Annotated in this window: 17 protein-coding genes; 6 read left to right on the forward strand and 11 right to left on the reverse strand. The window is 66.1% G+C overall.

What is annotated here, in order from left to right; translation table 11 throughout:
* Position 1 precedes the first annotated feature (1 nt).
* The 6 genes from J2X54_RS18785 to J2X54_RS18810 all read right to left on the reverse strand — a co-directional run bounded on the left by J2X54_RS18785 (position 2) and on the right by J2X54_RS18810 (position 8,303).
* Positions 2-994, reverse strand: coding sequence for a LysR family transcriptional regulator (locus tag J2X54_RS18785; RefSeq protein WP_310182587.1), 993 nt, complete (start codon positions 992-994; stop codon positions 2-4).
* 6 nt (positions 995-1,000) lie between these two features.
* Positions 1,001-2,641: a methyl-accepting chemotaxis protein gene (locus J2X54_RS18790; RefSeq protein WP_310182588.1), complete on the reverse strand. Its 1,641-nt coding sequence runs from the start codon at positions 2,639-2,641 to the stop codon at positions 1,001-1,003.
* 101 nt (positions 2,642-2,742) lie between these two features.
* Complete coding sequence (locus J2X54_RS18795) at positions 2,743-4,047, reverse strand: cytochrome c (protein WP_310182589.1); 1,305 nt, start codon at positions 4,045-4,047, stop codon at positions 2,743-2,745.
* Positions 4,044-6,248 (reverse strand): molybdopterin cofactor-binding domain-containing protein, encoded by a 2,205-nt coding sequence (locus tag J2X54_RS18800; RefSeq protein WP_310182590.1) that lies wholly within the window; start codon positions 6,246-6,248, stop codon positions 4,044-4,046. Before J2X54_RS18800 ends, J2X54_RS18795 begins: the two co-directional genes overlap by 4 nt.
* On the reverse strand, positions 6,245-6,751 hold the full coding sequence (locus J2X54_RS18805) for a 2Fe-2S iron-sulfur cluster-binding protein (RefSeq protein WP_310182591.1): 507 nt from the start codon (positions 6,749-6,751) through the stop codon (positions 6,245-6,247). The genes J2X54_RS18800 and J2X54_RS18805 overlap by 4 nt, the downstream gene beginning before the upstream one ends.
* Before the next feature lie 112 nt (positions 6,752-6,863).
* Positions 6,864-8,303, reverse strand: a complete 1,440-nt coding sequence (locus J2X54_RS18810) for an NAD-dependent succinate-semialdehyde dehydrogenase (protein ID WP_310182592.1) — start codon at positions 8,301-8,303, stop codon at positions 6,864-6,866.
* Positions 8,304-8,410: 107 nt separating this feature from the next.
* On the opposite strand from J2X54_RS18810, the gene J2X54_RS18815 reads away from it, so the two are divergent.
* On the forward strand, positions 8,411-9,349 hold the full coding sequence (locus tag J2X54_RS18815) for a LysR substrate-binding domain-containing protein (RefSeq protein WP_310182593.1): 939 nt from the start codon (positions 8,411-8,413) through the stop codon (positions 9,347-9,349).
* On the opposite strand, the gene J2X54_RS18820 is transcribed toward J2X54_RS18815, so the two are convergent.
* Entirely contained in the window at positions 9,346-10,305 is a 960-nt protein-coding gene (locus J2X54_RS18820) for a chemotaxis protein CheB (protein WP_310182594.1), read from the reverse strand. The genes J2X54_RS18815 and J2X54_RS18820 overlap by 4 nt on opposite strands.
* Before the next feature lie 160 nt (positions 10,306-10,465).
* Here J2X54_RS18820 and J2X54_RS18825 point away from each other — a divergent pair, with 160 nt between their 5' ends.
* Entirely contained in the window at positions 10,466-12,517 is a 2,052-nt protein-coding gene (locus J2X54_RS18825) for a CheR family methyltransferase (RefSeq protein ID WP_310182595.1), read from the forward strand.
* Between the two features lie 132 nt (positions 12,518-12,649).
* A complete protein-coding gene (locus tag J2X54_RS18830; RefSeq protein WP_310182596.1) occupies positions 12,650-14,602 on the forward strand; it encodes a PAS domain-containing protein in 1,953 nt (650 codons plus the stop codon).
* Positions 14,603-14,623: 21 nt separating this feature from the next.
* On the opposite strand, the gene J2X54_RS18835 is transcribed toward J2X54_RS18830, so the two are convergent.
* Together J2X54_RS18835 and J2X54_RS18840 are read right to left on the reverse strand one after the other, a co-directional pair.
* Complete coding sequence (locus J2X54_RS18835; RefSeq protein WP_310182597.1) at positions 14,624-15,139, reverse strand: DUF4142 domain-containing protein; 516 nt, start codon at positions 15,137-15,139, stop codon at positions 14,624-14,626.
* Between the two features lie 103 nt (positions 15,140-15,242).
* Positions 15,243-15,407 carry a hypothetical protein gene (locus J2X54_RS18840; protein ID WP_310182599.1) on the reverse strand — a complete coding sequence of 55 codons (165 nt, stop codon included), beginning with the start codon at positions 15,405-15,407 and terminating at the stop codon, positions 15,243-15,245.
* A 214-nt stretch (positions 15,408-15,621) separates the two neighbouring features.
* Between J2X54_RS18840 and J2X54_RS18845 the strand changes: the two genes are divergently transcribed.
* The 3 genes from J2X54_RS18845 to J2X54_RS18855 all read left to right on the forward strand — a co-directional run bounded on the left by J2X54_RS18845 (position 15,622) and on the right by J2X54_RS18855 (position 21,769).
* On the forward strand, positions 15,622-16,893 hold the full coding sequence (locus tag J2X54_RS18845) for a polysaccharide biosynthesis/export family protein (RefSeq protein ID WP_310182600.1): 1,272 nt from the start codon (positions 15,622-15,624) through the stop codon (positions 16,891-16,893).
* 22 nt (positions 16,894-16,915) lie between these two features.
* Entirely contained in the window at positions 16,916-19,243 is a 2,328-nt protein-coding gene (locus J2X54_RS18850) for a GNVR domain-containing protein (protein ID WP_310182602.1), read from the forward strand.
* A gap of 216 nt (positions 19,244-19,459) precedes the next feature.
* Positions 19,460-21,769: a DUF1565 domain-containing protein gene (locus J2X54_RS18855; RefSeq protein ID WP_310182603.1), complete on the forward strand. Its 2,310-nt coding sequence runs from the start codon at positions 19,460-19,462 to the stop codon at positions 21,767-21,769.
* A gap of 14 nt (positions 21,770-21,783) precedes the next feature.
* On the opposite strand, the gene J2X54_RS18860 is transcribed toward J2X54_RS18855, so the two are convergent.
* Together J2X54_RS18860 and J2X54_RS18865 are read right to left on the reverse strand one after the other, a co-directional pair.
* On the reverse strand, positions 21,784-23,568 hold the full coding sequence (locus J2X54_RS18860) for a sugar transferase (RefSeq protein ID WP_310182605.1): 1,785 nt from the start codon (positions 23,566-23,568) through the stop codon (positions 21,784-21,786).
* Positions 23,562-24,725, reverse strand: coding sequence for a DegT/DnrJ/EryC1/StrS aminotransferase family protein (locus J2X54_RS18865; protein ID WP_310182606.1), 1,164 nt, complete (start codon positions 24,723-24,725; stop codon positions 23,562-23,564). Before J2X54_RS18865 ends, J2X54_RS18860 begins: the two co-directional genes overlap by 7 nt.
* Positions 24,726-24,747: the final 22 nt, after the last annotated feature.

The following is a 24,747-nucleotide window of genomic DNA, read 5'->3' on the forward strand; positions in this document are numbered from 1 at the left end:
TCTAGCAGTTCGCGTCGAGGAACAGCTGGATGCGGCGCGCTTCCTCCGCGGCGATCTCGGTAAATTCGGTGATCAGCGCATCTTGCTCGGCCGCGCGGGTAAACAGGTGTACCGCCAGCGGCGCCAGATCGGTAATCGGCCGCATCGTCACGCCGGCAGGCAGCGCGGTAAAGATGTATGCGGCGCCCAGCATCAATCCCGCCCCTTCACCTGCCATTGACACCCCCATCTGCGACTGCTGCGTCTCGTACACGAAGTTCGGGCAAAAGCCGGCACGCTTGCAGGCAGCCACCAGCAGGTCATGCAAGTGCGGCACGACTGGCCGCTCGAAGAAGATCAGGCGCTCGGCGGCAAGATCGGCAACCGTCAAACCGGGCTGGCTGGCCAGCCGGTGATCGGCGCGCATCACCGCCACCCAGGCGCCGCACAGTATCGGCCAAGCCTTGATGCCGCTGTCAGCAGCGGGCATGGTCACCGGCACGCCGATGCCGACGTCGATGATGTCCTTGTGCAGGGCTTCGAACTGCAAACCGGCGTGCATTTCGTGGCGCTGCACCTTGAGGCCGGGATAACCGGCCTGCATGCGCACCAGTGCAGGAGGAATAAACGGCAGGTTGGTGTATTCCACCATGCCGATCGAGAGCCGGAACTCACGCTCGCTGGCCGCTTCGCGGGTGCGACGCAGCGCGACCTGCAACTGCTCGAACATCTTGTCGAGCTCTCGGTGCAGGGTAACGCCGGCTGGTGTCAACACGACCTTGCGGCCATCGCGGGCGAATAGCGTCACGCCGACCGTGTCTTCAAGCTTGCTGATTTGCTGGCTGAGCGCCGGCTGGGTGATAAAAGCGAGGTCGGCGGCTTTGCGAAAATGCAGTTCCTGCGCCAAAATGGAAAAATAGCGCAATTGCCGCAGCTCGATACCTCGCATCACATCCTCGTCCGCAATGACCGCCCCAGCGGCGGTCAACGGCGACGATGGTTGCACAATTGCCATACGAAATCAATATGCAGAAGCCAGGCTCATACTTAAGGCAGACCGTGTGCGCGTGGCGCCAGCGTCGCGGGGCAGGGGGCGTGCCGGTGGCGTCACCACGGCATCGAGCTTGAAGACCGCCACCGCTGCCGTGAGCTGCGCGGCCTGTTCCTGCAATGACGCCGCTGCCGCTGCCGCCTCTTCCACCAGCGCCGCGTTTTGCTGCGTGACCTGGTCCATCTGGCTGACCGCCATATTCACCTGTTCGATGCCGATGCTCTGTTCGGCACTGGCTGCGGCGATTTCCTGCATCTTGAGGCGCACGCTGGCAATGCTGGCCACGATGTCGCCCATCGTGCTGCCCGCTTCGCGCACCAGCGTGGAACCTGCGGCCACCTGGATGCTGGAATTGCCGATCAGGTGCTTGACCTCTTTTGCCGCAGCGGCGGAGCGATGCGCCAGGTTACGCACCTCGGTTGCCACCACCGCGAAGCCCTTGCCGTTCTCGCCGGCGCGCGCCGCTTCCACCGCTGCGTTGAGCGCCAGGATATTGGTCTGGAACGCGATGCCGTCGATGACACTGATGATATCGGCGATCTTGGTGGCGCAGGCATCGATGGCCGTCATCGTATCGACCACGCGGGCGACCACGTCGCCGCCCTTGCAAGCCACGTCGGCCGCCACCGCGGCATACTGGTTGGCCTCGGTGGCATTGTCGCTGTTCTGGCGCACGGCCACGGTCAGCTGTTCCATCGACGCCGCAGTCTGTTCGAGCGAGCTGGCTTGCTCCTCGGTCCGTGCCGACAAGTCCAGGTTGCCGCTGGCAATTTCATCGGTGGCGCTGGCGATGGTGTCGGAGCCGGTGCGGATCGCATTGACGGTCGTGGCCAGCATGGTCTGCATGCGGTGCATCGCATACAGCATGCTGGAGCGGTCCTGCGGCCTGGTGACCACGGTGACCGACAGGTCGCCGGCGGCAATCCGGTTGGCGATCATTGCGGCGTATGCCGGTTCACCACCGAGTTCCCGCAGCAGGTTGCGGTTGATGAAGGCCACCAGCGCGAACAGGGCGATGCTCAACGCTCCGAGCAAACCCACGCCTCGCAGCAGCGACTGCTCGAATTCCTTTTCGATGTCGTCGACATAGACGCCGGAACTGATGTTCCAGTCCCAGGGCGCAAAGTGCACCACGCGCATCAGCTTGGGCTCCTCCACTGTGTGGCCGGGACGCGGGTACGAATACCGCACGAACCCGGCGCCGCCGCCACGGCCGATATCGGCCACCTCCTGGAACACGTGGACGCCATGACCATCCTTGAAATCGGCGAGGTTTTTGCCCGTCATCTCCTGCAGGAACGGATGCATGACCACCACCGCGTGCGAGTCGGTGACGGTGAGATAACCTTCCTCGCCGTACCTGAAGTTTTCAAGTCGTTGCAAGGCTTGGGCCTTGGCCTGTTCGGCAGGCATTTGCCCCTTGGCGGCCATGCCGTCGTAATCTTTGACGATGCTCACTGCGGCGTCGACGATATTGGTCAGGTCGGCGCGGCGCTCGGCAACACGCAACTCGCGTTGCTGCCAAACCCCGTACGCCGACAGGCTGGCCATGCACAGCAGCGCGAGTATCGAAGGTATCCAGAGCTTCCTGGAAAACGACATGTTTTTCATAACGGTCCTTGAGTAATGATCCGAGGTACCGAGTATGTCGCGCTGCGCACATCAAGACCAATTAGTTCGGCGATCGCGGTTTGATAAGTTCGACTGGGGGATCAGTCCTGCCGCTGCTTCGCCACTCCCGCCGCCGTCACCTTGCCCTGCTTGCCGCCGAACTGGTAGAGCACGTAGTTGCTCAGCTGCGCAATCTCGTCATCGGTGAGCGACGCCCGGAACGCCGGCATGAACACCTCCGCACCGGCGATGTGCGCCCTGGTGCCGGTCAGGATCATCTGCACCACGTTGCGGCCCGACGGGTCGTTGACCGAGCGTGCGCCCAGCAGCGCGGCGTATGGCGATTGCGGGCCGTCGCCGTTCCACTGGTGGCAGCTGGCGCAGCTGCTCTCGAACAGGCGCAGGCCGTCCTTGAGGTGGGCCGGGGTATCAGGCGCCGGCGCGTATGCGCTGGCCTTGGCCACGCTGTCCGGCTGCGGATTGACGACGATCGGGTTGTCGCCGTTGCGCGGTGGCACGCTGCGCAGGTAGGTGATCAGGTTGCGGATGTCGGTGGGATCGAGGTATTGCAGGCTGTTTTTCACCGCTTCGCGCATCGGGCCGGAGGCGGCGCCGTGGCCTGGGGCGTGGCCAGCGCGCAGATATTGGTACAACTCGGCGTCGGTCCACTTGCCGATGCCGTGCACCGGGTCGGACGTGATGTTGGGCGCCTGCCAGCCGTTGACCACCGCGCCGCCCAGTTCATTGCGGTGGTCGAGCGCGAAGCCGAGGTTGCGCGGCGTGTGGCATTCGGCGCAGTGGGCCAGCGCAATGGCCGTGTAAGCGCCGCTGTTCCACTGCGCCGACTTGTCGGGCGCCGGCTTGAAGCGCTCGCTCTTGAAGAACACCGCGTTCCAGAAGCCCATCGCCCAGCGCTGGTTGAACGGAAAGGCCAGGTCGGGCTGCGGCGTCTGCTGCGTGACGGTCGGCAGGCTGAATAAATAGGCCTTGATCGCCAGCGCATCGTCGCGGCTCAGCAGCGAATACGACGTGTACGGGAAGGCGGGATACAGGCGCTTGCCGTCGTGGCGCACACCGTCGTGCAGTGCGCGCACGAAGTCGTCGTCGCTGTACTTGCCGATGCCGGTTGCCTGGTCGGCCGTAATGTTGGACGAGTACAGGGTGCCGAACGGCAGCTTGAACGGCAGGCCGCCGGCAAACGGCTTGCCGCCGGCAACCGTGTGGCAGGCCACGCAGTCGGCCGCCTTGGCCAGGTACTCGCCGCGCACGATTTTCGAGGCCGACACCGGCGCTCCTGCCAGTACCGGCGCGGTGCCCGGTGTGGGATCGGAACGGGTGAGGTAAAAATACGCAGACGTGCCGAGGACTGCGGCGCACACGGGCGCAATGATCAACATGCGTTTCATGCCCTGCTCCTTTTTTGCGCCAGCAGCTCGCGCCGGATCGGCAGTTCGCGCAGGCGTACGCCGGTGGCGGCAAAAATCGCGTTGGCCAGCGCCGGTGCGGCGATGGCGGTGCCCACTTCGCCGATGCCGCCGGGGGCCTCGGTGCTGGGGACGATGTGGACTTCGACGTCGGGTGTTTCGTTCATTCTGATCATGCGGTAGTCGTTGAAATTGCTTTGCTCGATGGCGCCGTTGGCGATGGTTACCTCGTTGAACAGCGCGGCGGACAGCCCGAACAGCAGGCCTCCCTGGATTTGCGCTTCGATCGAGCCGGTGTTGACGGGGATGCCGCAATCGACCGCCACCACCGCGCGCCGCAGGCGCACGTCGCCCGCGGGCGTGACTTCCACCTCCACCATGGCGCACACCTTGCTGCCGAACGGCTCGCCCAGGGCCACGCCACGGCCCACGCGCTGAGGCAGGGCAGCGCCCCAGCCCATTCTGGCCGCCGCCAGGTCCAGCACGGCGGTGGCGCGCGGGTTGTGGCGCAGCAGGGCGCGGCGCCACGCGACCGGATCGGCCTTGGCGCGGTGCGCCAGTTCGTCAAAAAAGCTCTCGACGATGAACAGGTTGTGCAGCGCGCCCACCCCACGCCACCAGCCCACCAGCAGTCCCGGCGGCATATCGTGGCGCACCCATTCCACCTTCATGTTGGGAATCGCATAGGGCATGTCGGCCACGCATTCGATGGCGTCGCCATCAAGGCCGTTCGGGCGCATGCCGCCCGGTCGCCAGCGCCCCAATACGGTGGCGCTGCAAATGCGGTCGCCGTACCACACCGGCATGCCGCTGGCATCGACCACCGCCGAAATCACGTCGTGGTACATCGGGCGCACGATGTCGTGGCCGATGTCTTCCTCGCGGGTCCAGATGATCTTGAGCGGGTACTTGACCAGCCTGGCGAACATCACCGCCTGGTCCACGTAATCGCTCTCCAGTCGCCGGCCGAACCCGCCGCCCAGGTATTGCGGATGCAGCACCACCTGCGCCACCGGCAGGCCGGTGATCCTGGCCGCATTGGCCACCACCCTGGTCGGCACCTGGGTGCCGGCCCATATCTCGCAGCGGTCGGCAGTAACGTGGACGGTGGCGTTGAGCGGCTCCATGGTGGCGTGGGCCAGCATCGGCAGCTTGTACGTGGCCTCGATCAATTCGCCGGCGGGACGCGTGCCTGCTTCGCGCCCGGGGATGGCCTTGCCATTGGCCTGGCTGGCGGCGAGTCCCGCGCGCAGGTCGCGCGTCGTCAGCGTCGCATTGGCGCCCCGGTCCCATTCGATCTCCAGCAGTTCCATGCCACGCCTGGCCGCGCCGAAGTGGATGGCGACCACTGCCACCGCGTTGTCGATCCTGATTACGTCGATCACGCCGGGCACGGTCCGCGTGGCGCGGTCGTCGAACTTCACCAGCTTGCCGCCAAAGGTAGGGCAGGCCTTGACCGTGGCGATTCGCATGCCGGGCACGCTGACGTCGATGCCGAACTTGGTGACACCGTAGACCTTGTCGGCCGAGTCCAGGCGCGCCATCGGTTTGCCGATCAGGCGGAACTCGGCAGGTGACTTGAGTTTGACTGCGCCGGGATCGGGCAACTGGTTGGCGGCGGCCGCCACCTGGCCGTAAGCGAGCTTTCTGCCGCTGGCAGGGTGCCGGATCACGCCGCGCTCCACCACGCAGTCGGCGGGCGCCACCTTCCATTTGGCGGCTGCGGCCGATACCAGCAGGGTGCGGGCGATGGCGCCGGCTTCACGCAGTTCGGTAAACGTGCTGCGGGTGCTGGTGGAGCCGCCCGTGATCTGCCCCTTGAGCAGCTTCATGCCATACAGCTCGTCGCTGGCCGGCGCGTGTTCCACCTGGATCTGGTCCAGGTCGACGTCCAGCTCCTCGGCCAGCAGCATGCACGAACCGGTGTAGATGGCCTGGCCCATTTCCACCATCGGCATCACCAGGCGGATGGCGCCGCTGGTGTCGATGCGCACGAACGCATTGGGAGCAAAGGCAGGTGCACCGTCTGCCGCTGCCGCTTCGGCGTCGCCGGCCTGGCGATGCGGGGTGACCATGCCGAGCGCGGTCTTGGGCGTGGCCAGCCACACGAAGGCCACCGACAGGCCGGCGGCTTGCAACAGCTGGCGGCGCCCGGCCGAAACGGTTTCATCGACGCGGCTCATTTGCGGCCTCCGATCGCGGTGACAGGAATCGCTTGGGTGACCGCGATCTTGCCGGTGGCGGCCTGCTTGATGGAGGCGCGGATGCGCACGTAGGTGGCGCAGCGGCAGATATTGCCGGACATGGCCGCGTCGATATCGGCGTCGGTAGGGTTCGGCGTGCGCTTGAGCAGCGCGGCGGCCGACATGATCTGGCCCGACTGGCAGTAGCCGCATTGGACCACGTCCACCGCCAGCCACGCCTCCTGGATACGCCTGCCGCTGTCGGTGGCGCCCACCGCTTCGATGGTGGTCACTTCGCGGTTGCCCACGCTTGACACGGGCAGCACGCACGAGCGCACCGGGTTACCGTCCAGGTGCACGGTGCAGGCGCCGCACTGGGCGATGCCGCAGCCGAACTTGGTGCCGGTCATGCCGATCACGTCGCGTATCACCCATAGCAGCGGTGTGCTGCCTTCGACGTCCACGACATGTTCGTGACCGTTCACCCTTAGCGTTTGCGCCATTGTCCTGCTCCTCGGTAGTTTTTCATTCCTTTTGAGCGTAACAATCTTTTGACAAGGCGATAACTGGCTGATGGTGATAAGCCGTTATGCGCCTTTTGCACAAATGGGCCCGTCACGCCTGGCTGATGAACTTGTTGGTGAGATAGTGGCCTATCCCTTCTGTCCCGCCTTCCGATCCATGACCGCTTTCCTTCATGCCGCCGAACGGCAATTCGGTGGCGACGATGCGGTACTGGTTAATCCCGATCATGCCTGCTTCCAGGCCGTCGCCGACGTCGAGCGCGGTACGGGCATTGGTCGTAAAGGCATATGCCGACAGGGCGTATGGCAAGCGGTTCGCCTCGGCCAGGCCATCTTCCAGCGTGTCGAATTTCATCAGCACGGCGATCGGGCCGAACGGTTCTTCGTGCATGATGCGGGCAGTCATCGGCACATCGGCCAGCACGGTCGGTTCGAAAAAGTAGCCGCGGCGGTCGATGCGCTTGCCGCCCGTGAGCACGGTGGCGCCCTGTTCGACTGCGTCGGCCACCAGGGCCTCCATTTTGGCCAGTTGACGCGGATTGGCCATTGGTCCAACCTGCGTCTGCGACCCCATGCCGTCGCCGATCACCAGCGCGCCGGTGGCGGCGACGAAGCGTTCCACGAACCGGTCGTACGCGCCGCGCTGGATCAAAAAGCGGGTGGACGAGATGCAGATTTGCCCGGTGCCGCGAAAACGGTTGGCGGCACCGCCAACTGCGGCAGCCTCGATATCGGCGTCGTCGAACACCAGCACCGGGCCGTGGCCGCCGAGTTCGAGCGTGATCGGCTTGACGCCGGCGGCGGCGCGCTCCGACAGCAGGCGGCCCACCGGTACCGAGCCGGTAAAGGCCACCTTGCGGATCACGGGGGAGGCGATCAGCTGCGCCGACACCATGTCCGGCACGCCGAACACCACTTGCAGCACGCCCTTGGGCAGGCCGGCGTTGTCCAGGCAGCGCGCCAGCGCCAGGGCGGTGGCCGGACTTTCCTCGCCGGGTTTGAGGATCACGCTGCAGCCGGCGGCCAGCGCCGCCGACAGCTTGCGCGCCGGGGTAATCGCCGGGAAGTTCCACGGCGTGAATGCGGCCACCGGGCCGATCGCCTGGCGCTTGACGAGCTGCTGCACGCCGGGACGGTTGGACGGCACCACGCGGCCATCGATGCGGCGCGCCTCTTCGGCGAACCACTCGAAGTATTCGGCGGCGCGCAGCACTTCGTCGCGGCTTTCTGCCAGCGGCTTGCCTTCTTCGAGCGTCATCAGGGTGGCAATGCGTTCGGCGCGCTCGCGCATCAGCGTGGCGGCCAGGCGCAGGATGCGCGAACGTTCGGCCGGCACGGTGCGGCGCCACACGTCGAAGGCGCTGCGCGCGGTGGCCAACGCCAGGTCCAGGTCGGCGGCGGTGGCCAGCGGCACGCGCCCCAGGATCGCGCCATTGGCGGGATTGACCACGGGCGCGGTATCGCGGTTGCCGGCGGCGATCCAGGCGCCGTCGATGAACAGGGAGAGCGGGTCATAATTAAAGGTACGCATGGTTTTTTCCTTGGTAGAGTTGAGTTGCCGTGGAAAGAAGCGTAGAACCGGACGGCGCGCGTGATAAGCGGGCGCCGTCCCACAACCGCTATGCAAGGAACGCAAAGATGCAATCAGAAAAATTCGCGGAATTTCTCGGCGTGTTCGTCGATGTCGCGCGCGAGGGCAGTTTTTCCGGTGCCGGCCGCCGGCGCGGACGCACGCCGTCGTCCATCGGTCGCCAGATCGACATGCTGGAAGAGCACCTGGAGTCGCCGCTGTTCCTGCGCTCCACGCGGCTGCTTACGCTCACCGACGCCGGCGAAGCGTTGCTGATACGCGCACGCCAGATCCTCGACGCGCTGGCCGACGCCCAGCAGGAACTCGCTTCGATGAAGGGGGAGGTGACGGGCGTGTTGCGGGTGGCGTGCTTTCCCACCTTCGGCAAACGCTACGTGCTGCCGGTGATGGGGCAACTGGCCTGCCAATACCCCGACCTGCGGCTGGAACTGGATTTGACCGAGCGCCTGGCCGACCCGGTGGCCGAGCGCCTGGACCTGGTGATCCGCATCGGCGACCTGGCCGACAGCACCCTGATCGCCAGCCGCCTGGCCACGCAAACCCGTATCCTGTGCGCCAGCCCTGCCTACCTGGCGCGCGCCGGCACGCCTGCATCGTTCGACGATTTGAGCTGCCATCGCCTGATCGACAAGCTGCACGGCGCCGACCTGCTGGGCTGGACCGACGTGCTGGGCCAACCGGCGCGCGCGTGCGGCGGCCAGCCGGTGTTTGCCTGCGACGACTTCGAGGCCATGCGCCTGGCCGCGCAGGAGGGCATGGGCATCGCGTATTTGCCCGACTGGGTGGTGGGGCCCGACATCCATGCCGGTCACCTGCGCCAGCTGTTTCCCGAATGGTCGCAGCAACCGCGCGCCAGCACCGGCATCCACGCGCTGCGCGCGTTGCGCCAGCCGCCGCCGCGGGTGACGGCGCTGCTCGATGCGCTGCGCGCGGCCATCGGTCAGCCGGCGGTGTGGGCGTGCCACACGAGCTGCGCCGCCATTTAGATGCTCTTGGCCAGCAACCCCTGCAAGATGGCGATATTGGCCTGCAGTTTCTCCGCCCGCTGCGGGTCGTCGCGCAACAATTCCTGCTCCAGCCGTTGTTGCTCCTGCAGCGCCCGCAGCGCCGACCACAGCGCCGCTTCCACTGCTTCTTCCTGCAGATGGGCCAGCACGCGCGCGGTGAAGGCATGGCCGGTGTGGCACCGGAACCGCGCCGGCGCCGCGCCGTCGAGTTGCCATAACGCGCCGCCGCACTCGGGGCAGGTATAGCCGCTCGGCTTGCCGATGCGCTGCAGGTCCGGCAAACCGGCTTTGCCTTGCACGAAGCTGTTTTCCACTTTTACCCACGTCGGCGCCGGTGGTGGCGGTGGCGCCGATGGTGCCTCTGGTGGCAGCGCCGCCAGGCTGGTCAGCAGCGCACCCATCTCGGCGACGCGCAGCACGTGATCCACCGCGACGTTGCCGATCGCGCTGGCCGGCATGTCGGGCACTTGCGCTTCCTGCGGGTCTTGCACTACCGCCTGGCCGCCGCAGGCCTTGATGGCCTGCAGGCCGGCCGTGCCATCGTCGAGATAACCGGTCAGGATGGCGCCGATCACGTGACCGTCGAAGGCGGCGGCGGCCGAGCGGAACAGCGGATCGATGGCTGGGCGCGTGTAGTTTTCCTTGGGGCCGTGCCACAGGCGCGCGCGCGGCTGGCCGTCGTGCTGTTCCACGGTCAGGTGGCAATCGGGCGGCGCGATCAACACCTGGCCCGGCAATAGCGGCGCCCGGTCCACGGCGTGGGTGACCGGAAGCGGGCAGCGCTTTTGCAGGATGTCAGGCAACAGGCTGTGACGCGCGCCAATGTGCATGACGATCAGCACCGTGGCCGGCAGGTCGGCGGGCAGGGCGGCGGTAATGTGCGTGAGTGCCGCCACGCCCCCGGCCGAGGCGCCTATCAGTATCAGTTTTTGCATCGATGTTCCTCCTCTTCCGACCATGCTGGTGCTGGGAGCGTTTTAGTTCGGTGCGTTTTCTCACATGCGCGCAGGTCGCGTCGTACGTCGCATATTTAATACAGATGGAAAAATTTTCAACGGTGTAAAATTGACCTTCTTTTTTACCGGAACTGCTGATATGGCCCCGTCCGATCATTCTCCCCAGCGCATCCATCTTGTCCAGGACAAGGTCATGCGCAGCGCCCAGCAGTTTCCGGTGGTCGGCCTCGGCGCATCTGCCGGCGGCATCGAGGCGCTGCTCGATTTCTTCGGACATGCCCCGATCGATGCCGGCGCCGCTTACGTAGTGGTCATGCATTTGTCGCCGGTGCACGACAGCAATGCCGACGCCATCTTGCAGCGTGCCACCCGCATGCCGGTGGTGGTGGTCACCAGGCCGGTGCACGTGGAACAGAATACGGTGTATATCATTTCTCCCAATCTGACGTTGGAGATGAACGACGGCTACCTGCGCGTGGGCGAACGTAAACCGGGCGGGCCGCCGGTGGCGATCGACCAGTTCATGCGCACGCTGGCGCTGGCGCACGGGCCGCGCGCGGTGGCGGTGATCTTGAGCGGCACCGGCGTGGACGGCATCGGCAGCCTGTCGCTGGTGAAGGACCAGGGGGGGATGGTGCTGGTGCAGGCGCCCGAGGATGCTGGCCAGTCCGGCATGCCGCGCGCAGCCATCGACACCGGCTTTGCCGACTTTGTATTACCGGCAGCGCAAATGCCGCACAAGCTGGCAGACCTGTGGCGCAATCTCCGCAACCTCCGCGACATCGACCTGCCGCAGGCGGCAGCCAATGCGCCGACGCCGTCCGAGCCGGGACAGGACGAGATCGTACGCGAGATTCTCGGCCTGCTGCGCACCCGTACCGGCCACGATTTCTCTAAATACAAGCAGGCCACGGTGCTGCGACGCATCGAGCGGCGCCTGCAGGTACGCGAGCTGCACGCGCTGCAAGACTACCGCGACCTGCTGCGCCAGGAACCCGGCGAAGGAAATGCCTTGTTGGCCGACATGTTGATCGGCGTCACCCAGTTTTTCCGCGACCGCGAAGCGTTCGACGTGCTCGCGCAGGACGTCGTGCCCGAGTTGTTCCGCGACCGCCACGACGACGACCTGGTAAGGGTGTGGAGCGTGGCGTGCTCCACCGGCCAGGAAACCTATTCGCTGGCAATGCTATTGGCCGAACATGCCGACAGCGCCAACCTCGGCTACAAATTCCAGTTGTTCGGCTCCGACATTGACGAGCGCGCCATTGCGGTTGCGCGTGCCGGCCTGTACGCCCCCAGCATTGCCGACGACGTGGGCGAGGCCCGGCTGGCCCAGCACTTTACGCGCGAGGACGGCCGCTACCGCATTCGCAAAACACTGCGCGACACCATCCTGTTCGCCAGCCAGAACGTGCTGCGCGATCCGCCGTTCTCGCGGCTCGACCTGATCAGTTGCCGCAACCTGCTGATCTACCTGAACCGCGACACCCACGCGCAATTGCTTGAAATGTTTCATTTCGCCCTGAAGCCGGGCGGCTACCTGTTCCTGGGCAGCTCCGAATCGGCCGATACGCTGGCCGAGTTTTTCGTGCCGGTCGATAAGAAAAACCGCCTGTACCGCGCCAAGCCGGCGCCGCGGTTTGCCCGCACGGCCCCGCCAATTCCGCTGGTAGTGGCGCCGGTACCACACCTGGCAGCGGCCAACCCGGCCCAGCCCGACAAGGTGATTTTTTCGTATGCATCGGTGCACCAGCGGCTGCTGGCCGAATACGCGCCGCCCAGCGCGCTGGTCGATCATGATTCGAACATCGTGCACCTGTCGGAAGGTATCCACCAGTTCCTGCGCCATGCCGCCGGCGAGCCCTCGCGCAACCTGATCACGCTGGTGGAGCCCGAGTTGCGGCTCGAGTTGCGCACGGCGATGTTCCAGGCCATTCAAAGCGGCAAGAGTGTTGAAACCCGCCGGATTGTCATGCAGCGCGGCGAGCGGTCGTTCTACGTCAATATCGCGGTGCGGCCGGTGTTCGATGTGAACACCGGCACCGACTTCGTGCTGGTGCTGTTCCACAAGGCCGAGCAGACCACGGAAGAGCAGGTCATCAACGCCGACGGTGTCGAGCAGGACGCCGTGCTCACCGGCCTCGAGGAAGAACTGCGCCGCACCAAGGCGCAGCTGCAGGACACGGTCTAGCATTCCGAAACCTCCAACGAGGAACTGAAGGCGTCCAACGAAGAGCTGCAAGCGATCAACGAAGAATTACGCTCGGCCACCGAGGAACTGGAAACCAGCAAGGAAGAGCTGCAATCGGTCAACGAGGAACTGGTGACCGTGAACTACGAGCTCAAGAACAAAGTGGAGGAAGCGGGCAAGGTCAACGACGACCTGCAAAACCTGATCACGTCCACCGACATCGCCACCATTTTTGTCGATCGCAGCCGCCGCATCAAGCGCTACACGCCGCACGCGGCCACGCTGTTCAACCTGATCCCCGGCGACGTCGGCCGGCCGTTGCACGACATCACCCACAAGCTCGACTATCCCGAACTGGCCACCGACGCCAGCACCTCGTTCGATACCCTGCGCGTGGTCGAGCGCGAAGTGAGCAGCGACGATGGCCGCTGGTTCATCAGCCGCATCCTGCCGTACCGCACCGGGCAGGACCGCATCGATGGCGCAGTACTCACGTTTATCGACATCACGGGCCGCCGTCGGGCCGAAGAGCAGATGCGCCGCAACGAGGAACGCATGCGCCTGGTGGCTGCCAGCACCAAGGATTACGCCATCATGACGCTCGATTGCGATGGCCGCATCACCAGTTTCAACAGCGGCGCCGAGCGCATCTTCGGTTATACCGAGCAGGAAGTGCTGGGCCGCCACGACGCCATCATCTTCACCCCCGAGGACCGTGCAGCGGGCGCGCCGGACGACGAAAAGCGCCGCGCGCGTGAAGACGGCCGTGCCGAAGACGAGCGCTGGCACCTGCGCAAGGATGGCAGCCGGTTCTTCTGCAGCGGCGTGATGGCGCCGCTGGCCGACGGCGAATTCTTCGGCTACGCCAAGATCGGCCGCGACCTCACCGGCCGCGTGGAGCACGACCAGCAGCGCTCGGAGCAACTGGCGCTCGAACGCGACCGCCGCGCCGAGGCGCAGACCGCCAATGCACTCAAGGACGAGTTCTTGGCCGTGATGTCGCACGAACTCAAGCATCCTCTCAACCTGATCCACCTGAATGCCGACCTGATCTGCCGGCTGGCCGGGGCCCAGGGCAATGCCGTGCTGAACAAGGCGGCCGAAACCATTCGTGCCTCCACCGTCAGCCAGGCCAAGATCATCAACGATTTGCTCGACCTGTCGCGGCTCAAGACCGGCAAGATGGCGATCAACCGCCGCCGCATCGATCTCAATGTCATGACGCGCACGATCGTGGACGTGGTGCGCGCCGACCCGGCCGCCGCCAACCTGCACATTGCGCACCGCGAACCGGACGAATCGCTGTGGCTGTATGCCGATCAAACCCGCATCGAACAGGTGATCTGGAATTTGCTCAACAACGCCATCAAGTTTACGCCGGCGGCCGGCACCATCGACGTGGTGCTGAGCAGGGAAGGGGACCAGGCCCGGCTCGACGTACGCGACAACGGCCAGGGTATCGCGGCCGAGTTTTTACCAACCATTTTCGACATGTTCGGCCAGGGCACGCCGAGCATCGTGCGCGGCACCAAGGGCCTGGGCATTGGCCTGGCCATGGTGCGGCAAATCGTCGAACTGCATAACGGCCAGGTGGAAGCGGCGTCCGGCGGCAGCGGCCAGGGCGCCAGCTTCACGGTCTGGCTGCCGCTCGACAGCCGCCGCCAGGAACGTGAAACGCTGGCGCCGTCACAGGGCGCAGCGGCGTTGGAGGGCGTGCGGATACTGGTGGTGGACGACAGCGAAGACGTGATGGAAGCGTTTACCCAGTTGCTGCAATTTACCGGCGCCACGGTGCGCCCCACCACATCGCCCCACGCCGCGCTGGCTATCCTGGCGGAAGAGGACATCGACTTGCTGATTTCCGACATCGGCATGCCGGAGATGGATGGGCTGGCGTTTATCGGCGCCGTGCGCGCCGGCGCGCGCAACGCCAGCGTGCCGGCAATTGCGGTCACCGGCTACGGCCGCAAGGCCGATATCGAACGGGCGCTGGAGGCCGGCTTCGACAGCCACGTCAACAAGCCGGTGGAAATCGACCAGGTGGAAGCGGTGGCCCGGCGTTTGCTGGGCCGCGATGCCGATTGAGCGCCTTGCTACCTCAGCGACTTACTTGAGCGACTCCTGGAGTTTTTTGGCCATGTCGCCATGCTCGGCAACAATCGGTTCGAGCTTGGTGGCCAGCGCCTTGATATCGGCGTCCTTGGCGCCGGTCATGTCTTTTTTGAGCTTGGCGTGCACTTTGGCATGGTCTGCCACGCCGCCTTGCTTGATGTAGGCCTTGTCGAATTCCGTGCCCGACAGCTTTTGCAGCTCGGCCGCCATTTTCTGGTGGGCAGCGTCGGGCGCAGTGGGCAACGTGATGTTTTTCGCCGCCGCGACCTTTTTGGTATCGTCCAGCCCGGTGGTGTGATCGTCGATCATCTTCTGGGCAAACGCCTTGACGTCGGGGTTGGCCGATTTTTCAACCGCGATCTTTCCGGCTGCAATTTCGGCCAGGTTGGCCTGGGCGATGGCGGCCAGGCGGTCGGCATCGGCCTTGGCCACCGTGGCATTTTGGGCGAACGCGACACCGGTGGCGGCGAAAGCGAGCGAGAGGGCGGCAAGCAAGCGGTTGGTTTTCATGGGCTATCTCCTGGTTAAGTAAATGGCAGTGGCGAGCACTGCGAACCAGTAGTCTGCTGCAGACGCGCCCTCAAGCTCTGTGCGTCACGTCACCGATGCGCGTTCAAGCCCGGAACGCGCGGCGCATGCCGTCGAAGTCGACTGCCGGCTGGTGCTGTTCCACCGCTGCCGCCGTGACCTTGCTGGTCGGCGCGAACACCAGCCCCTGCACCAGCATTGCCGCCAGCAACAGCAGCCCGAAAATTGCAGCGATCTTGATCGTGACCATGATTGTCTCCTTCTGTATCGGCCGGTATGCAGATGCGTCCGGCGCGGGTTGTTATATCCAGAGTAGGCCGTACCCAGGCTAAAGGGAAGCTGTTTCGTCGGATAGCTGGTATTTCCGGTCCGGATGGCTGGCCATCGGTACAGGCGCGTTTGATCTTGCACAAGGCCGTAGCCGCATGCGCCCACTACGCTGGTCGTTGATCCGGGAGGCGACGATGGCGAAATTCCTGTATGCATTGTTGTTGTTTTACCTGTGCGGCTGCGCCGGTACCTCGCACCGTGCCCCCGCCCCTGGCGACGCGGAAGTGATACCGATTACGGCGCAATGGCTGGCCGGGCAGCGCCGCGAGCGCAATGTTGACGACGCTGCCAGCGCCGTGTCCGCGCTGTCGAGGCCAGCAGCATTGCCGGTCCCAGTCCCGATCCAGGTCCCGGTCCCGGTCCCGGTCCCGGGTTCGGTCCGGATTCCGGCCCCGGCTACCGCTGCGGGCACCGACAGCGCCTACCGGCTGGGCGTGGGCGACGTGCTGGCCGTCACCGTCTGGGACCATCCCGAGCTGACCGGCGCCGGCCTGCCGTCGCGATCCGACAACCTCGACGGTCAGACCGGACCACCGCCGGCCACCTTTGTCATCGACCAGCAGGGACAGTTACATTTCCCGTTTGCCGGCGCCGTGCCGCTGGCCGGCCTCACCCGCGAAGCGGCGCGCGACCGGCTGGCGCAGCGGCTGGCACGCTACTTCCGGGCGCCGCGCGTGACGGTGACGGTGATGGCCTACCGCAGCCAGCGCGTGTATGTCGATGGCCAGGTACGCACGCCCGGCCCGCAACCGATCAACGACATTCCCATGACCGTGCTCGAAGCGCTCAACCGTGCCGGTGGCCTGTTGCCAACGGCCGACCAGAGCCGCATCTCGGTCGAACGGGCGGGGCGGCGCTACCGCATCGACCTGGCGGCGATGATGGGTGGCGGGCTGCCGCTGCCGCCAGCACCCGCGGACAGTGTCAGCACCGGCCGGGGGCACCCGGCCGCCGTGCTGCTGGCCGATGGCGACGTGGTGCGGGCGCCGCCGCGCGACGAGAGCAAGGTGTTCGTCGGCGGCGAGGTGCTGTCGCCCCGCGCGCTGACCATGCACGACGGTCGCCTGACGCTGGGCGAGGCGCTGGGCGAGGCCGGCGGGCTCAATCCGCAAAGCGCGGATGCGGGGCAGGTCTACGTGGTGCGTCGCGCACGGCATGGTGACGATGTGGCGGCTGCGGATGCGGCTGCTGATACGGTGCACGGTGCCGGTGTGCCCGGTCGATCGCTGGTCTACCGGCTCGACGCCCGGTCGGCCAGCGCGCTCGCCCTGGCCGAGCAGTTCGAATTGCAGCCGCGCGATGTCGTGTACGTGGCCGCCTCCACGCTGACCAACTGGCACCGCGCCATCAGCCAGCTGTTCCCGGGCGAGCTGTCGTCGGCCGTTGGCGTCACCACCCGGCCTTAGGATACCCACAATGGATGCCCCCATGGACGCCCCCCGCGACGCCGACACCTCCCGCATGCTGCGCGCGTTGCCGGGCGTGGCGCAGCCGGGCCGCCTGATCGAGTACCCGGCGCCGCCCGCGCCGGCCGATCCGACCATGCTGGCCTGGCGCGCCTGGTTCCGCGCGCTGGCCGCACGTCGCTGGCTGATCGTGGTGGTCGCCGCACTGTGTACGCTGGCGGCGCTCGGTTACGCGCTGGTGGCGCCGCCCGTGTATCAGGCCAACATGCTGCTGCACGTGGAAGAGGAGCAGCCCAATGCGTCGAAGAACATCCTCAACGAAGTGTCGTCGCTGTTCGAGACCAAGAAGGCCGCGATCGCCGAAATGGAGCTGCTGCGCTCGCGGCTGGTGGTGGCGCCTGCGGTCGATACCTTGCGCCTGTACATCCACGCGCGGCCGCGCTACTTTCCGCTCGGCGGCGAATGGATCGCCCAGCGCCGGGGCGGCCAGTTGTCGGCGCCGGCCTGGTTCGAACGCGGCGGTTACGCCTGGGGTGGCGAAAAAATCGACGTCGCCGTGTTCGATGTGCCAAGCCACTGGTATGGCCGAAAGTTCAACCTCATGGCGCTCGGCGGCGAGCGCTGGCGGCTGACCGATGGCGCCGGCCGCGCATTGCTCGATGGCCGGACAGGGCAGCTGGCGCGGCTGGCGTTGCCGGCCGGGCCTGCTGCGACGGGAGTAACTGGAGCGGACGGCACGGCGGGTTTCGCGGCGACGCGTACCACGCCCGATCACCTGGAATTGCTGGTCACGCGCCTGCGCGGAGCGCCCGGCACCCGCTACGTCTTGCGCCGCACGTCGCGGCTGGCGGCGCTTGAAAGCGTGCAGCGGTCGCTGCAGATTTCCGAACAGGGCAAGCTGTCGGGCATCATCGCGGTCACCTTGCAGGGCAGCGATCCGCAGCAGGTATATGCCACGCTGACCGAAATCGGCCGCGAATACATGCGGCAAAACCTGGCGCGCCGTACCGAGGAAGCGCAAAAGACCCTGGCCTTTCTCGACCGCCAGTTGCCGGTGGCCAAGCAGCAACTGGAAGCTGCCGAGGCCAGCTACAATGGCTTTCGCAGCGGCCACGAGACCATCGACCTGACCCAGGAGGTGCGCATCGCGCTCGACACGTTGGCAGCCGCGCAGGCACGGCGCAGCACGCTGGTGCAAAAGCGCGCCGAGCTGCTGGGTCGCTTTACCGACGAGCACCCGGTGTTGCAGTCGGTGGCGCAGCAAGTGCGCGAAAACGACCGCGAGATCGGCGCGCTGGAAACCCGCATCAAGCGGCTGCCGCGCATCGAGCAGGAACAGGTACGGCTCGAGCGCGACGTCACGGTCAGCACCAAGCTGTACACCGAGCTGCTCAACACGGCCCAGCAATTGCGCCTGATGGCGGTGGGCAGCATCGGCACCGTGCGCATGGTGGACATGCCGGTCGCGCCCGAGAACACGCTCAAGCCCAACCGGCCGCTGATAGTGTTGCTGGGCATGGTAAGCGGGGTGTTCCTGGGTGCGCTGCTGGCGCTGGCTTGGCGCGCCGTGCGCGGCGGCATCGACGCACCCGAACGGATCGAGGCGCTGCTGGGACCGAACACGGTGCACGCGACCATCCCGCACAGCCGCAGCCAGGACCGGTTGCGGCGCCAGCTACGGCGGGCAGGCAAGGCCGAGCCCTCATCGCAGGCCGGGCAGCAGCTGCCGGCGGTGCGCTCGCTGGCGCAGGCCGCGCCCGACGACGTTGCTGCCGAGAGCCTGCGCGCCTTTCGCGCCACGCTGCAATTCGTGTTGCCGCACAGTCGCAACAACATCGTGTGCTGCCTCGGCCCCACGCGCGAGGTGGGGGCGGCTTTTGTTTCAGTCAATCTGGCGCTGCTGCTGGCGGCCGGTGGCCAGCGCACCTTGCTGGTCGATGCCGACTTGCGCGACGGCACGCTGCACCAACACTTCGGCCTCGACCGCGCGGCCGGCCTGGCCGATTGCCTGGCCGGGATGTTGCAGCCGCACCAGGCGCTGCGCGCTGCGGTGGCGCCCCGGCTCGACTTCATCGCTGCCGGCGGCGCGGCGCCGCACCAGGCCGAACTGCTGCAATCGAGGCTGTTTGCCGACGTGCTGGCGCGGCTGGGTGCGCGCTACGACGTGGTGCTGGTGACGGCGCCGCCGGTGCTGGTGGCGGCCGATGCGCTGGTGGTGGGCGCCAATGCCGGGTCGGTGTTCCTGGTGGCGCGCGCCGGAGTCACCACCGAGGCCCAGCTCGGTGCGGCTGTCAAGCGGCTCAACCATGCCGGCATCGCGCCGCGCGGGGTGGTGTTCAACGACGTCTGACGCATTTTTCGAATTTCTTTTCATTTTTTTTCACCCCGACTTTGTCCCCCTTTCTGCTTGCAAGCCGCATGCCTGCTGGGTTGCGTCTTGCCGGTGCGCATGGACTGATGACTGTAAATAAATCTTGTCAGAAATTTTTTACTGAAAGCATTGAACTATAGAATTTGATGCAGATCAAACCTCGCTCATTCACTTTGAAATTGCGAGGAACGGCTGATGAAATCATCTGTCAACTATCTGTCTCAAACTGCTGGTGCGACCGCCTGCATGATCTTGCTCTCCGCCTGCGGCGGTGGTCAAAGCGATAGCGCCAGCGAGGCGCCCGCCGTCATGCTGGCCACGACGCAACTGTCGGACCAACCGGCGGCGGACGCCAGCTACAACGCGGCCGCCACCGTGCTGTACGTCGCCATCACCGGCGCCGACAGCAACCCCGGCACCAGCGCCAAGCCGTTCAAGACCATTGCACGCGCGGCCCAGGCAGCCACCCCCGGCACCGTGGTGCACGTGGCGCCCGGCACCTATGAAGGCGGCTTCCGCACCAGCACCAGCGGCACGCCGACGGCGCGCATCCGCTACGTTTCGGACACCAAGTGGGCCGCGAAGATCGTCCCGCCGGCTACGTCCGCCAATGCCGTGGCCTGGGACAACCGTGGCAGTTATGTCGATATCGATGGTTTCGAAGTCGACGGCAGCGGCCACAAGGCCGGTACCCGCTGGGCCGTGGGCCTGTACACCGCCGGCTCGTTCGGCACCGTTACCAACAGCCATGTGCATCACATCGGCCAGGGCGCTTGTGCATCGGGCGGCGGCATCGGCGCCGACAGCTATTACAAGGGCGCCAGCAACGACGTGTTGGCCAACGTGGTGCACGACATCGGCGCGGCTGGTTGCAAGACCATGTCCGGGGTGTTCGTCAACAGCGCCGATAGCGACGTCAAGAACAACCTGATTTACGCCGTCTCGCAGGCTGCGGTGCTGCTGTGGCACGATGCCGCACGCGTGGCCGTGAGCCATAACACGATCTTTGCCGCCCATACTGGTATCGTGGTGGGCGGCGGCGATCCTTATGTGTCCAATGGAGTCAACGATTACTCGCGGGTAGCCAACAACATCGTGGTCGATACCCAGTACGGCGTGGTCGAGCAAGGTAACGTGGGCAGCAACAACACTTACACCAACAACCTGATGCACCAACAATCGGCCTATCCGTACATGTTGCTCAAGGGCGTAGCGGTGGCCACCATCGCGGCGGCGCCGCAGTTCGTCAACTATGTTCGTACCGGCGGCGGCGATTACCAGCTGCAGGCAACGTCGCCCGCAATCGACAAGGGACTTGCCGGCGACGCCACCGCCACCGACCTCAACGGCAAGGCGCGTCCTGCCGGCGCCGGTCCCGACCTCGGCGCCTACGAGTTCAACGGCGCCACGCCGAGTCCGACACCGACACCGACGCCTGCTCCGCAGCCAGTACCGGATGCAGCCCCTGCGACGGCGAACAACCTGTACGTCGCCACCACGGGTTCGGACAGCAACTCGGGCACGCAAGGCTCGCCGCTGCGCACGATTGCCCGTGCTTCCGCGCTGGCCAAGCCCAACACCACGGTGCACGTGGCGCCGGGCACCTATGCTGGCGGCTTCAAGACCACCACCAGCGGTACCGCCAGCGGCCGCATCTACTACTACTCGACCGTCAAATGGGGCGCCAAGATCGTGCCGCCGGCCAGTTCCAGCAACAACATCGCCTGGGACAACCGCGGCAATTACGTCGACATCATCGGCTTCGAGGTCGATGGCAGCAAGCTGCAGGGCGGCACCGTGTGGCGCAGCGGCTTGTACACGGGCGGCTCGTACGACGTCATTCGTGGCAACCGCGTGCACCACATCGCCAACACGCTCGCGTGCAATGGCAGTGGCGCGTCGGCCATCGGCGTCGATTCTTACTACAAGGGCATCAAGGGCGATGTGATCAACAACTTCGTGCACGATATCGGCCCGGCCGGTTGTAAATACATCCAGGGCATCTACGTGAGCACGTCGGGCAGCGTGGTGGGCAACGTGGTGTACCGCGTGTCGGAGGCGGCGATCCACCTGTGGCACGACGCCACCAATGTGGTCATCGCCAACAACACGGTGGCCGCTTCCGGCACCGGCATCGTGGTGGGCGCAGGGGACTTCTACAACCGCACGGCGCCCAACGACTACACCCATGTCGTCAACAACATCGTGTACGACAACCGTTACGGCATCACCGAGCAAGGCTCCACCGGTACCCACAACACCTACCGCAACAACCTGGTGTACCAGAACAGCATCTACAACATCAGCCTGAAAAATGGTCTGCAGGCGACCGGTACGGTGTCGGCCGATCCGCAATTCGTCGGCTACACGCGCAGTGGCACGCCTGACCTGCACCTGCGCGCCTCGTCGCCGGCCAAGGGCAAGGGCACGACCGACTACGCGCCCAAGACCGATATCGAGGGCAAGCCAGTCACAGCCCCGGTGACCATCGGGGCTTACCAGTAAGCAGGATCGGGCGGTCAGCCGGCATCGGCTGACCGCCCGGCAGGCGCGGTTTTAACGGTACGGGCGAGGTCCTGGTCGCCCGGCAAGCGGGGCCGCAGCAGCCGCCGCAGCCTGCCGGTCTGCGCTTCGAACGGCAAGTGAAACAGGTAGGCCAACGCCAGCACCACGGCCAGCATGGCGGCATACACCGCCAGGCTGGCTGCATCCCCCGGCGCCAGCAGCGCGCCGTCGCGGTACGACCACAACATCCGCTGCAACGGGATATGCACCACGTACAAGGTAAAGGAGAAGCCGGCCAGGAAGGCCCCGGTCTTTGCCACCGCCGCCACCGGCCGTCCCCGTCCCACGCTGCACAAGCACACCACCAGCAGCACTGCCAGCAAGAGGTCCGGCCCCAGCGTGGCGAGGGTGAAGTCGCCATCCTGGCCACCGAGGCGCAGCAGCGCCGCCACGACCAGCAGCACGCCACGCCACAGCCAGCGCTGCGCAGCCGAAAAATCGAACCGCAGGCGCGACGCCGCCACCCCCAGCAGCCAGACCAGGAAGTAGCCGGTAACCGCCGCGCCCAGCAGCACCGTCAACGCCAGCGCCAGCGCCACGCAGCCTGATCGCCACCAGGCAGAGCCGGCGCGCGCACCTGTCACCAGCAGCGGAAACAGCACGTAGTACCAGGTTTCATTGGCCAGGCTCCAGAGCGGGAAATTCTCGCCGAAAGGAGGCACGGCCAGCGTCTGCAAGCCCACCAGGTTGCCCAGCAACGTGGTGAGAGACCAGGCCGAGCCGGCCATGGCGAGATCGGAGCGTGGCAGCGCGCCGTCCCATGCCAGGGCCAGCATCAGGACGAACGCCGGCAACAGCACGGTCCACAGGCGCGTGGCGCGGTCGACGGCATAGTCGCGCAGCGCCCGTGCCCGCGGCACGTTGTGGCTGCGGTCGAGGAATACGCCGCCCACCAGCCAGCCACTGAGTACAAAAAACACCAGCACCGCCTGGTGCGCAAAACCGGTGACGAACGCCAGCCCCTGGTACCACAGCGGCGGATCGGTCAAGGCGCCCAGGCCGGGAAACACCTGGGCCCGCAAGTGCGCGGCCGCCACCTGCAATGCGGCCAGCCCGCGCAGCCAGTCGATCAGCACCGACTGTCGGCCGCCCGGCATCAGCCGGCTGCTGCGCACGATGCGCAACAGCGGTCGCTTGCGGCGCACGCCGAACAGCAGCGTGGCCACCGTGCACAATAAAATCTGCAGGTCGATGGCGAAGCTGCGGCGCTGCACGTAGCGCGCATAATAGGCGAGTTTGATGGGCAGTACCTGGTGCAGGTAGGCGTGTTCGGGGTCCGGCGCCTGGCGCAGCAGTTCGCCCTCGTTGCGAAAGCGCAGCGCGGCCCAGTCGGTGATGCCCGGCGCCACCGACAAAACCACCGAGCGCACGGCTGGCGGATAGTGGGCCACGTAGCGTGGTACTTCTGGGCGCGGACCGACCAGGCTCATGTCGCCGCGCAGCACATTGACCAGTTGCGGCAGTTCGTCGAGCTTGTGGCGCCGCAGCCAGCGCCCGGCGCGGGTGGCGCGCTGGTCGTCGGCCACCGACAACTGGCCATCGCGCTCGGCGCCGGCAGCCATGGTGCGGAACTTGATGATCTGGAACGGCGCGCCGTGCCGGCCCACGCGGCGCTGGCGAAACAGCACCGGGCCCGGCGAGTCGCAGCGTACCCATGCCGCCAACAGCAACAGCAGCGGCGCCAGCAGCAACAGGCCCGCCAGTGCGGCGGCGATATCGAACAGGCGTTTGGCTAACATAGCAGCTCCGTCAGGGTGGCGATCACGCGCGCCTGGTCGGCGTCGGTCATGCGGGTGTACAGCGGCAGCGTCAGCTGCGCGTGGTAGCTGGCTTCGGCGTGGGGGAACTGCTCGGGGTGCAGCTGGTAGCGGTCGCGCCAATAGAGCTGGCGGTGCAGCGGGATATAGTGGACGCTGGTGCCGATGCCGCGCTCCGCCAGCAGCTCGATCAGGCGGTCGCGCGCCAGCGGCGCCTGTGCCGTCAAGCGGACCGGGTACAGGTGCCAGGCGTGCTGGCTGCCGGCTGGCGCATCGGGCGGCAGTGTCAAGGGCAGGTCGGCCAGGCATTCGTTGTACTGGCGCGCCAGGTGCTGGCGGCGTGTTAGAAAGCCGTCGATCTTGCGCAGCTGGGCGCGGCCGATGGCGGCGGCGATATCGGTGAGGTTGTACTTGAAGCCTGGTGCGACCACCTGGTAGAACCAGGCCGGGTGCCGGGAGACGAAGCGGTCGAACGCGTCTTCGCTGATGCCGTGCAGCCGCATCACCCGCACCCGCGCTGCGATGTCGGCCGCGCGGCAGACCACCATGCCGCCTTCGCCGGTGGTGATGGTCTTGTTGGCATAGAAGCTGAACACGGTGGCGTCGCTGTCGAGCGTGCCCACCAGGCGGCCGCGCAAGGTGGTGGGAAAGGCGTGGGCGGCGTCTTCGACCACGCGCAGGCCGTGGCGGCGGGCCAGCGCGACGATGGCGTCGATGTCGCAGGCCAGGCCGCCGTAATGGACCGGGATCACCGCGCGGGTGTCGGGCGTGATGGCAGCTTCGATGGCGTCCGGCTGCAGGCACAGGGTGTGCGGATCGACATCGACGATCACCGGGTCGGCGCCCAGGTAGCGCACCACTTCGGCGGTGGCGGTGAAGGTCATGGTGGGCACGATCACTTCGTCACCGGGACCGATGCCCAGCGCCTCCAGGGCCAGGTGCAGGCCGGCGGTGGCCGAGTTGACGGCGATGGCGTGAACGTCGCCGCCCAGACAGGCAGCGAAGTCCTGCTCGAACTGGCGGCTGACGGGGCCGCTGGTAATCCAGCCGGAGCGCAGACAGGCTAGGACGGCGGCGGCTTCTTCCTCGCCGAGGTCGGGGAGGGCAAAGGCGAGAAAGTCGTCGGTTGATAAGGTCATCGTGATCTCCTTTGGTGCCTGT

It is taken from the genome of Duganella sp. 3397, assembly GCF_031456625.1.
In the GTDB taxonomy this organism is placed as follows: Bacteria; Pseudomonadota; Gammaproteobacteria; order Burkholderiales; family Burkholderiaceae_D; genus Rugamonas; species Rugamonas phyllosphaerae.

Coding starts and splice junctions, on each gene's coding strand:
- J2X54_RS18785 (WP_310182587.1), bottom strand. CDS start 994: ATGGCAATTGTGCAACCATCGTCGCCGTTGACCGCCGCTGGGGCGGTC.
- J2X54_RS18790 (WP_310182588.1), bottom strand. CDS start 2,641: ATGAAAAACATGTCGTTTTCCAGGAAGCTCTGGATACCTTCGATACTC.
- J2X54_RS18795 (WP_310182589.1), bottom strand. CDS start 4,047: ATGAAACGCATGTTGATCATTGCGCCCGTGTGCGCCGCAGTCCTCGGC.
- J2X54_RS18800 (WP_310182590.1), bottom strand. CDS start 6,248: ATGAGCCGCGTCGATGAAACCGTTTCGGCCGGGCGCCGCCAGCTGTTG.
- J2X54_RS18805 (WP_310182591.1), bottom strand. CDS start 6,751: ATGGCGCAAACGCTAAGGGTGAACGGTCACGAACATGTCGTGGACGTC.
- J2X54_RS18810 (WP_310182592.1), bottom strand. CDS start 8,303: ATGCGTACCTTTAATTATGACCCGCTCTCCCTGTTCATCGACGGCGCC.
- J2X54_RS18815 (WP_310182593.1), top strand. CDS start 8,411: ATGCAATCAGAAAAATTCGCGGAATTTCTCGGCGTGTTCGTCGATGTC.
- J2X54_RS18820 (WP_310182594.1), bottom strand. CDS start 10,305: ATGCAAAAACTGATACTGATAGGCGCCTCGGCCGGGGGCGTGGCGGCA.
- J2X54_RS18825 (WP_310182595.1), top strand. CDS start 10,466: ATGGCCCCGTCCGATCATTCTCCCCAGCGCATCCATCTTGTCCAGGAC.
- J2X54_RS18835 (WP_310182597.1), bottom strand. CDS start 15,139: ATGAAAACCAACCGCTTGCTTGCCGCCCTCTCGCTCGCTTTCGCCGCC.
- J2X54_RS18840 (WP_310182599.1), bottom strand. CDS start 15,407: ATGGTCACGATCAAGATCGCTGCAATTTTCGGGCTGCTGTTGCTGGCG.
- J2X54_RS18845 (WP_310182600.1), top strand. CDS start 15,622: ATGGCGAAATTCCTGTATGCATTGTTGTTGTTTTACCTGTGCGGCTGC.
- J2X54_RS18850 (WP_310182602.1), top strand. CDS start 16,916: ATGGACGCCCCCCGCGACGCCGACACCTCCCGCATGCTGCGCGCGTTG.
- J2X54_RS18855 (WP_310182603.1), top strand. CDS start 19,460: ATGAAATCATCTGTCAACTATCTGTCTCAAACTGCTGGTGCGACCGCC.
- J2X54_RS18860 (WP_310182605.1), bottom strand. CDS start 23,568: ATGTTAGCCAAACGCCTGTTCGATATCGCCGCCGCACTGGCGGGCCTG.
- J2X54_RS18865 (WP_310182606.1), bottom strand. CDS start 24,725: ATGACCTTATCAACCGACGACTTTCTCGCCTTTGCCCTCCCCGACCTC.